The sequence below is a fragment of the Lysinibacillus sp. fls2-241-R2A-57 genome (assembly GCF_030209535.1).
In the GTDB taxonomy this organism is placed as follows: domain Bacteria; phylum Bacillota; class Bacilli; order Bacillales_A; family Planococcaceae; genus Lysinibacillus.
Window position 1 is genome coordinate 1 of the sequence record NZ_JARVRU010000062.1, and the last position, 9,832, is coordinate 9,832.

Below are 9,832 nucleotides of genomic sequence, written 5' to 3' on the forward strand. Positions count from 1 at the left end.
AAGAGGGCTTTTTATTTTTCAAGCCCCTGAAAATCTTTCTAACAGGAATGCTCCTTGATTAATTTTATCATATAAAAATATAGACTCCCGATCGGGATCACTAAATGGGATAGCATATCATTCTCTACATATATTTTGAGATTTTAATTAAGAAACCTAATACTTTATACCCCCAAAAAAACTATTATTCACCTTCATTTTGTTTCGTATAATCTCTTAATGTGCAATGAAGAGTACTCCTTAGATGTCTTTATCACAAGTGATGCATCATGCCCAACAAAAATATAATAATCTCTTTCGCCTTGCGAATTAATCTCTTCATAAAGACCTGGACCATTGCGAAAAATTGGAGCAAACTTATTATATTTTTTTACTATACGCTCTTCACTCGAATAAAAAATATAGTCAAACCAATTGAATTCGAAGTAAACCAAACCCTTTCCAGCATTATTATATGCTGTATCCAAAACTTCCATTTCATTTTTTAATCCATTCTTATTAAGGTGTGAATATATTAAATCATAAGCATCATCTAGATCAATTATATCTGAGTTAGACTTTAATCCATATTTCTTTAGAAGTGAATTTATTTCGAATTTTTTTTCCTTATCTCCTAAATAGATAGCACAGTTTACTTCCAAGCCATTTTCACCAATCTTAAAATAAGGATCATCACAACTATGAAATCTCCATTCAAAATTTACTTGTTTCACTATATAGCCCATAAATTTACTCTCCTAACAAATTACCTTCCATTACATGGCAACTTTATTATATCTTTAATAGTCTGATTTTTTGGACCTGGTGTTACAGGAATCTCTCTTCCAGGCATGCTATATTTACTTCCTCGATACTTTATCGGATCTTCATTTAATCGTTTTAAAAGTACATTATCTGGTTGAATTTCATTTAAAACTGTTGGCTTCATTCCTGCAAGTGACAATGCAGCAAGAGTTCGATTACTTTCGGCAACTTTTAAACCTGTTTTTGGATCTACAAAATAAGTTACTGGTAATTGAGATGGATTTAGTACACCATTTTTCAAATCCGCTGCAACATCATAAATGCTTCTTCCTCTGATGTAATCAGGAGCATCGGAATTTATTCTAAAGGTATCACTGATCCTTATTTGACCAAATAAAACATCAGAATCAAGTCCTAAAGGATCAAATTCAACCATTGGATTAAGCACATAGCCATATAAAGTAGGGTTGTTCCCTGCAAGTCCTATCGGGTCTGGTTGTGTATACTGTCCCTGTTCTGGGTCATAGTACCTAAACCTATTGTAATAAAGGTCTGTTTCTACATCGTGATATTGTCCTTGATACCTAAACGGAATGAAATCCTGCTCACCATTGAACTCCACTACTCGTCCATAAATATCAAGCTCTGCTGACCAAACCTTATTACCTTCTTCATCAAAAGCTTCGACAGGCGTTCCTAAATAGTCACTAACAATGCTGTAATTACCTTCACTTGTAATTTTAGCTGAAGGTACGAACCCATCATTAAACACCCATGTGACTAGATTATCTGGTATTTCTGAGTCGTTCTGTGATGAATACTCATCTATATTTTCAAATATATCTGAATTATTACACGAGAAATACTCGTGTAGGATAGTATTCCCATCCCATACGAATCTCATAGTTATATCGTCAGAACACTTCTCTATTCGTCTACCAAGCGAGTCATACTTGAAAGTAACTTCTGTGTTGTCTGGTTTGATGATTTTCGACATCATGCCATTGCCGTTATATTCGTACTTCCACGTACCACCATTCTTTTCGACTTTTTGAACCAGATTTCCTTCATCATCATAAGAGAATATTGCCTCTCTCGTTTCAAGCAATCTGCTGCCGGCGCCATAGACACGATCTGCCTTTTCTTTTGTTTCATACAAATTCCCGACATCATCGACACTACGGTATAAGAAGTCAAATTGACGACTGTCTTGATTCGCCCACACGAGGTTACTGAATTCATCGTAACCATAGGTAACTTTTACACCTGTTAACTCATTTACCTTGCTTCGTAGGCGATGATTGACGTCCCAATTATACGCTCGTCTTCGTGTATCGCGGTTTTGGCTGCTTATTCGATGGTGTGTTGGTCTACCCGTTGCATCATACTGCCATTTGCTGATGACATCTCCCGGTAAGATTCTTTCAATCTCTTGACCGAGTTCATTGTACTGCATGGATGCTGTCCACTGTTTTTGATCTGAGCGAGAGGCTGTGATTTGCGACACATTCCCCATTTCATTACGAGCGGCATCGATTTTTGCACCTAAGCTACTTGTAATCTGTGAACGGTTTCCTAATTCGTCATAGCTACTCGCAATCCAATGGTCATTCTGCCATTCCTTGATCACTTGTCCAGATGGGTCTCGCTCGAACTTTACAGTCACATGCTCATTTTCAGTCTCAATTAACGAACCATTTTTGTCATAGCCAAACGTTTCCCAAGTGTCATCATAATAATCAGCTCGAATAACATTCCCTAGACCATCATGCTGATATGCTGTAAAACGATCACCTGGACGTTGAATTCTTTGAACCAATCCTGCTAGACTTCGCTCATACGTTCTTTCCATCTCATCAAAGCCGATTTCCTTGATGATATTCCCTTTCGTATCGCGTTCAAACTGATACGCTTCGCCTCTTTCATTGATGACAGAGGTTAACTGCTCCTCTGTATCATAGGTGAATTTAACTTTCTTTCCACCTTGTTCTCGAGACTTTAAGCTACCAAGAATCGTGTAATCAAAGGCTACTTGCGTATGGTTATCTTTTGCAAAAATGACATCATCATAGGCATTGTACTTTAATTGAACATCGTTATCATCTGAAAGATTTGCCCGTATTAGGCGATTCAAGTTATCATAACGGTATTTCTCTGTGGCCCCTAGCGGATTGGTCGTTGTTGTGCAGTTACCACGACGGTCATACGCCCAGGTCGAGCTCGTCCCGTCTGGCAATGTCACTTGACTCAAGTTCAGGTCAGCATCATAAGCTAAGCTTACCACATGGCCTTGCGCATTTGTCACCGATTCAATTAAACGATGCTCATTATAAGAAAATTCAGTCTTTGTGCCATCTTCTAAAATATTTTCCTGTAATGAACCGTCTTCATTATAGATCCACTGTCGACTTCCACCCTCTGCGTTTACTGCCTGAATTAGCCTATCCTTCTCATCGTACTGTGAAGATAAGGTACTGCCATCTGCAAGAGTAATCGTCACTGGATTTGCCCACTCATCATAGCTATATGCCGTGACACGTCCATCTTCATCTACTGTTTGGAGTAATTCAAAGTCTTCATTATATTCGTAGCTGACTTCACTACCATCTGGGTGAACAATTTTCGTACAAAGATTATCTTCGTTAAAATAATAATAACTCTTATGGCCTAAACTATTCGTAATTTCGTTATAGCCCTCGTGATAGGAAAGCTCCCCTGCAAGGACATTGCCATCTCCCCATGTTTTGATGACTCGTGCACCTGTAGTTGGACCATCATAGCGCCAGAAGAAGCTATTTTTATTGCGGTCAATTTTTTGCATCATTAAATGTTTAACATATTTGATATGCGTACTTTGCCCTAACGCATCTTGGATTTCGATTAAATCCTGTCCATCATTGTAAACATAACGAACTAAAACTTCACGACTCATCTGGTTACGTAAAGCAACCTCTGTCATTCTGCCTACCTCATTAGTAGTAACCTCGAGCACTCTACCCACACTGTCTGTTACTTGAGATAGGAACCCTTTAAGGTTATAAGCAAATTGAATATGATGGTCTTGTTCATTTCTTAATTCTTTTAATCGGTAAGTTGTTTCTGTTGTTTGTTCAAATACATAAATCAATCGTGTATCATGCTCAAACAAATGATACTCCTCGCCTGTATTTGTTAAAGTCATTCTTTCTCGTTTGTTAAAATACGGCAAGTTTATTGGTAAAATTGGAAAACCAACTGCGCGACCATCCGTCACAACAATCCCAATCAGGTCTTCTTCTTCAAAAATCTCTAAGGCTAGATCGTATGTAAAATGCATACCATGACCTGTTAAGCCAATCCGACTACTATCACTGTACCAAGCGCGTTCCCATGAAAGGGGGATGGGTCCAGGTAGTTCAAAGTCGATGCCTTCATAAATCATACGCCCTGTGATTAAATCAACAGGCTCAAATCCTCTTTTACAGAATTTTTTACTTAACCCTTGTGTACAATTAAATTTCTTTAATACCCCATGATTAAATTTCGTTAGCCCAGTTTTGGCCATAGCCTTCATACCTTCTACTGCCTTTGACGCAGCGAGCAGTTCATCCATCGATGAAATGACTTTATCTGCTGCCGTCTTTACGCTCTTAGATCCTTTATTGGCTAGAGCTGCTACTGTATCTAGCGTTTTAGATACCTTCGAATAAGCTGCTTTCATCCCTTTTATTGCTTTAGATGCATCCACTGCTTTATCCGCAGCTTTTGCGGCTGTAACTGCTGCATCTGCAGCTTTTGCAGCTTTACCGGCTTTATAGGCTGTTTTTGCTGCATCACCAACTACTGGGACTGCACCTACTATGTTCATGGCGGCTCCCATGTAGTCTCCTCTTGCCAAGCTAATTCCTGCATTCGCTATATCTGCAAATGTACCTATGACAGGAATAAATCCAGCGACATCTAGTGCTACACTTACGCCATCTAATAATTTACTAAAGAAGCCTTTTTTCTCTTTCTTCTTTTCTTGTTTTTGTGGAAAAATTACGTCAACTTTCGACGTGGCTTCGATCGCTTCTGCATTTAATTTCGGTGGTTGGCTTTTCTTCTCCGTACCTTCTTGATCGATGAGCGTACTGATTAACTGGGTGTCAGTCGCAAGGATCACGTGGCTTTTCTCCTGCGCTGATATAGCAATCCATTCTTCCGCCTTCACAGATAGCTCTTTCATCCCACTAATTTCGAGTGTTTCATCTGCCGCTATCATGATGGTACTGTTACTTTGAAATGTTACGCCGTCTCCATCATCCATCTTTAAGTCCAATACCCCATCTACTGCACTAAAACTAATATCTCCAACACCTAATGTCACATCTTTCCCAGCATTGGTCGCCAAGGACTTAACGGTCGTATCCGCCATTTTCTTCGTCTGCTTTTGCCCACCCTCTGCTGTGACTGGATTAACACGCACCGAGCTGATGACGATGGCCTCTTCTTCCACTGCACTTGGAAAATGCAATTGGGCACGTGCACCTATTTGGGGCATTAAATACATAACGCTATTGGCATCTGCTGAATAAGCAAACCAATGTGCTTTTTCTTTATCTTGGTTTTTATCTATATCTAAATGAATTTTAACGGTGTTTTGCGTGACATCAATGATCTTTCCTGTAAATGCTGCACCAATGAGATCTAAATTACGTACTAATCGCTGACGAATACTTTTCTCTGGTTGGCCAGTATATTGAAACTTCAACACACCTTTATCAAGATAGATTTCCCGAGCCGTTATAACATAGGATCTTCCCTTTAATTGCACCAACGTACCTAAGTCATGGGCTTCCGTGCTTTCAAACTCACAGAAGGTATAATCGGCTTCACTCACATCCGTACCATCATTTTCAGTAATGAGTCGATACGCATCCACATCCATACGTAATACAGAAGGCAGTTGATCGATAGTTACACTTTTTCTACTTTGAGGTGTACCAAGCCAAAATCGAGCACCCTTTCCTTTTAAATCAGGAAAAACAACCGCATGCAAACGGGAGGCCATTCTTTTAATAAATTCCCAGTCTGTTTCTAAGTATTGGATCGAAATTTGACCAACCGCCTGACCGTTAGAAGCACGGTCGATATAATCCCCTTGAGGATAGGCTCCCACGATAGTATTGATTAACTGCACATACGTCATATTCGCATCTTGAAAAGAACGTGAGCGCTTCTCAATATCCATATTTGCCGTAAATGATACCGCCTCAACAGAGACATAGTGCACGCCTTGTGATGCCTGCAACTCCGCATTTTCAATTCTTCCTGAGAATAATATGTCACTGTTTCGTCCAAATTTCACAACTACTTCATCTGTATGACTGACCCGCTGAATATATTTCTGCGCTTGCTCTTCAGCGATCATTCCCGTAAAGTACAATTTCGCATGGTCATTGCCCTTATGTTTGATTGTTAGTTTATCTAAATGAATAAGTGGATAAGGCCATACGAGCTCAAGATCCTCATACGTACTAACAATGTGTACTTCTTTTTCTCCTGTCATTGCGTTACTTACCTCCTTTCAGTCAGTCTTTTCTTTTAAAAACCTTGTATTGGTATTTCCAATTCCTCTTGCCCGTCATGAACAATATCGATTTTGCCTCCACCTGCTGAGCATTGCGTATGGCAGCGGCTTAATAACGCTTGCTTCCCCTCGACATTGACATTTTCCATCCCTTCCAACCAATCAATGGAACAGACTGGCGTGCACGGTTTTTTCAACTTTAAGCAGACACCAAAAGTTGGAATGTTATCAGGGTTTCGATCTCCTACATTCATCACGGCCTTCTCTTTGATAAATACGCCATGATCTTGCGGCAAGTTTAAATAATTTAGATGGCTACCATGCTCACAGGCAATGATTGCTCCATGTACTACATAACTAAATTGCTCCTGTTCCGAACCTTCTGTCTCTAAATTCTCCACAACTTGAGCCATTAGGAATCCATCCTTTCGTATCGCTTTGACACTGTTTCAAACTACTGTTCAACAGTGTTTTGAGCTGATTTAACAGACATTGTCTATCGTCTCGCTAGTCTTACTCGCTGCAACTGGATCCCGAGAAATGGTCGTCGCAGCATACTTTCCGCCACATCTAAATTGACGATGGTGAAAGATTCCTTTTTGCCGTCGACTTGAAAAATACAATCTAGTTCCACTTTCTTAGGGTCAATCACGAGTTCCTTTATTTGTCCGTCTGGATAATAAGTTGTCTCATCGGCAATACAGTTCTTCTTCACAATGTCCATAAGCCAATGCACGCGCTGTGTCCCTTTCTTCACATCCGTAAAGACGATGGCTGTAAACTCTAAGTTATCCTCGTATTTCACTAACAACTCTTTTAGATCATCAGACACGATTCTTTTGGGCTTCTCTAAATAATCCAGATAGATCGCATTCTCTTTCTCTACCACTTCCCCAAATACAGACGAACAGACAAAGTTATCATCGAGGTCTGTCTTGAAAGGAATAATTGGATTTGTAATGCTTTGATCTTGCCGAACAATAAAATACTCCATCTTTTCCTCCTGTACCTATCATATCTGTCGATTTCACAGTTAATGAATCCATTGAATGTCTTCTATCTGCTCTGGGCTAAATCTACATTTCTCTTGATCACGTTTAAAGAAGGTAGCCCCTTTTAAATTGGCACCTGTAAAATTGGCACCTGTAATCTGCGCAAACTCAAACCGTGCATTTTCCAAATTAGCATCTCTAAAATCAGTACCCAGGTAGCACGGAACATCACCATCGGAAAGCCTCAGCGTTTTTCCCTGTGCATGAGTAAAATTAGCGCCTACTAAATTGGCATTTCGGAAATCTGCATCTTGAATGGCTGCATAAGAAAAATCAACATTCGCTAACTTACAATCTACAAAACTAGTACCAATGCAAACGCTTTGTTTCAATGAAGCACCTTCTAAGTCACTCCCATTGAAATTCGCATAGGAAAAGTCCATTTGATTGAAATGTTTTTGCTGTAATGGTAGGCTTGAGAAATTTTCAAACGTATACGATTTGTCCGTCTCGCATTTCTCTAACCATGAGAGCAGATTGTTTTCCTCTCGTTCCTGTTCGTCAATGATTGCAACATCTTCACTAAACCCTTTATATTCACCGACACGAAATCGCAAGCACGCTGCTCGTTGAAAATTGATTGCAGGGACGCTTTCTTTTTGATAGCGAAACAAGTAGCGTACCAATTGAATGATATATTGATGAAACAGAATGACGATCTGTTGAATAATTGCTCGAACATCAGCAGATTGAATAGTGATATATGGTTTTCTTTCTCTTTCAAGCGTTTTTTGTAAATCTATCATCGCCTCACTAAGCCAGTCTGCTTCATACTGTGCCGTGCATTCTACCCAATCGTAATACCATGTTTCTCCATATGCTTCTAGCAAATACGTACACTTATTTTCTAGTAATGATGTTCGTAGCAATGAAAGATGGATAAAGGCAACTGGCGCTAACTTTTCCTGTTTTTGCTGATCTCTACTATTCGCAAACAACTGTTCAAGTGCGTTTATGATTGGTTGTAGCAAAACTTCCTTCTCTTGGCGAAACTGTCGATCAACCTTCTCTTGCAACCGGCTGACATGAACTGACACGCATTCATCCATAAAATGCTGTAATGCTTCTTCTCGTTTCATGCATCCACATCCTCACTAATTTGCTCGTACTTCCGTTCCTTTAATCTCCATTTTGTCTTCCATCTTGATTGAATTTTCTTTACAAGTCATCTCAATTTTTTCATTGGCATTAATCATAATTTGCTTCGCATTGATGGCGACTTTCTCTGTTGCTTGTAAAGTAATATTTTTATCACTTATGATAGAGATTCCATTATCATCCATCAGCGAAATCATTAATCCTCCACCAGATATGACAATCCGATCGGGTGCAAGTAAAATTTGTTTACCATGCTTCGTTCTGAGTGTTTTGACATCTGGATCAGCCATACGTGCTGGATCTTGGCGACTATCCTCTGGTGGTGCAGGTCTTGACCCACCGCCGCCACCGCCACTAGCACTGCCACTTCCACCGCCTCCTGGACTAGGCGGATTCGTCGCCGCTAACATCGCACCAGATTTTGGAGGCGCTTTTGAGACAGAACTAATCGCAATCCCTTCACTCTCACGATTGCCCGGGAAGTAGATTCTCACATTGTCAGATAGCTCCGGCATGAAGTACCATCCTGTATTATCTTCTGATGCATAGATTGTTGAATATGGAAACCAATAAGCCGTTTCCTTTTCTTGCCCCTCATCAAAATCGACATGAATGCGAATTTTGTCTCCTGCAACATCAATTACTTTCCCTTGAATAGAAGCACCAATAATGGCTTGATTATAAGTAGTGTGAACACTGAAACCGTTCTGAGGTGTTAACGTATAGATATGCTTGAATAAACCATCTTTTAGCGTCGAGAAGATTTTATAGACATACAATGTTTTAGATTGGAAAGTAACTTCATTACCTATTTTGTATGGTTGAAGCGATTCTACTTCATAGTACATGTAGTCACTATCAGTAATACTGTCGAGATGATTTTTACTGGAGACAAGGAAGTTGCCAATCGCTTTTTTTACTCGATAATTGATGGCCTCCATTTCCGGCGTACCCCCAGCTTGAAACGGTACACCGAAGTAAAACTTTGCGGCTGAATGTACCGTGTCTGGCACCAAGCCTGTATGAAATCGCGATGCCATTCGTTTAAGAAATTCCCAATCTGTCTCTATATATTGCATCGTAAAGCTACCAAGACTAGCCCCATTCGTGACACAATCCATGAAATCTGCACCGTTTTGATCAGCAATACATACATCTATTAATTCACTATATGGCATACTTGCATTTTGATAGGTTTGGTTTTTCTTTTTAACATCTAGCACATACGTATGCGAAACCGCCTTAACCTCTAAATAATAGGTGCCCAACACCGATTTCACTTGTACATCTAACGCTAGCCCATTAAAAATAGGCCTAGCTTGTCCATCACTAGTGATTTGCAATACTTCAATAGCCGTTTCTGCATCTGTCATATAGACATAGGAAT

The 9,832-nt window shown here is 39.7% G+C and carries 6 protein-coding genes; all 6 read right to left on the minus strand.

The genetic code is table 11. The features are described 5' to 3' along the window. Window positions 1-194: 194 nt before the first annotated feature. Window positions 195-725 (minus strand): hypothetical protein, encoded by a 531-nt coding sequence (locus QRN68_RS12145; RefSeq protein WP_285397147.1) that lies wholly within the window; start codon window positions 723-725, stop codon window positions 195-197. 20 nt (window positions 726-745) lie between these two features. Beyond that, the gene (locus tag QRN68_RS12150; RefSeq protein WP_285397148.1) at window positions 746-6,274 is read right to left on the minus strand and encodes an RHS repeat-associated core domain-containing protein; all 5,529 of its coding nucleotides are present in this window, start codon (window positions 6,272-6,274) and stop codon (window positions 746-748) included. A gap of 35 nt (window positions 6,275-6,309) precedes the next feature. After that, a complete protein-coding gene (locus QRN68_RS12155) occupies window positions 6,310-6,708 on the minus strand; it encodes a DUF4280 domain-containing protein (RefSeq protein ID WP_285397149.1) in 399 nt (132 codons plus the stop codon). An 83-nt stretch (window positions 6,709-6,791) separates the two neighbouring features. Then, entirely contained in the window at window positions 6,792-7,289 is a 498-nt protein-coding gene (locus QRN68_RS12160; RefSeq protein ID WP_285397150.1) for a hypothetical protein, read from the minus strand. A gap of 39 nt (window positions 7,290-7,328) precedes the next feature. After that, window positions 7,329-8,426 (minus strand): pentapeptide repeat-containing protein, encoded by a 1,098-nt coding sequence (locus QRN68_RS12165; RefSeq protein WP_285397151.1) that lies wholly within the window; start codon window positions 8,424-8,426, stop codon window positions 7,329-7,331. A gap of 15 nt (window positions 8,427-8,441) precedes the next feature. Continuing rightward, on the minus strand, window positions 8,442-9,832 hold a 1,391-nt coding region (locus QRN68_RS12170), incomplete at its 5' end, for a phage baseplate assembly protein V (RefSeq protein ID WP_285397152.1).

What these genes read in the sequence shown, in the direction of transcription:
- QRN68_RS12165 (WP_285397151.1), bottom strand. Translation starts at nt 8,426, where the DNA reads ATGAAACGAGAAGAAGCATTACAGCATTTTATGGATGAATGCGTGTCA.
- QRN68_RS12145 (WP_285397147.1), bottom strand. Translation starts at nt 725, where the DNA reads ATGGGCTATATAGTGAAACAAGTAAATTTTGAATGGAGATTTCATAGT.
- QRN68_RS12160 (WP_285397150.1), bottom strand. Translation starts at nt 7,289, where the DNA reads ATGGAGTATTTTATTGTTCGGCAAGATCAAAGCATTACAAATCCAATT.
- QRN68_RS12155 (WP_285397149.1), bottom strand. Translation starts at nt 6,708, where the DNA reads ATGGCTCAAGTTGTGGAGAATTTAGAGACAGAAGGTTCGGAACAGGAG.
- QRN68_RS12150 (WP_285397148.1), bottom strand. Translation starts at nt 6,274, where the DNA reads ATGACAGGAGAAAAAGAAGTACACATTGTTAGTACGTATGAGGATCTT.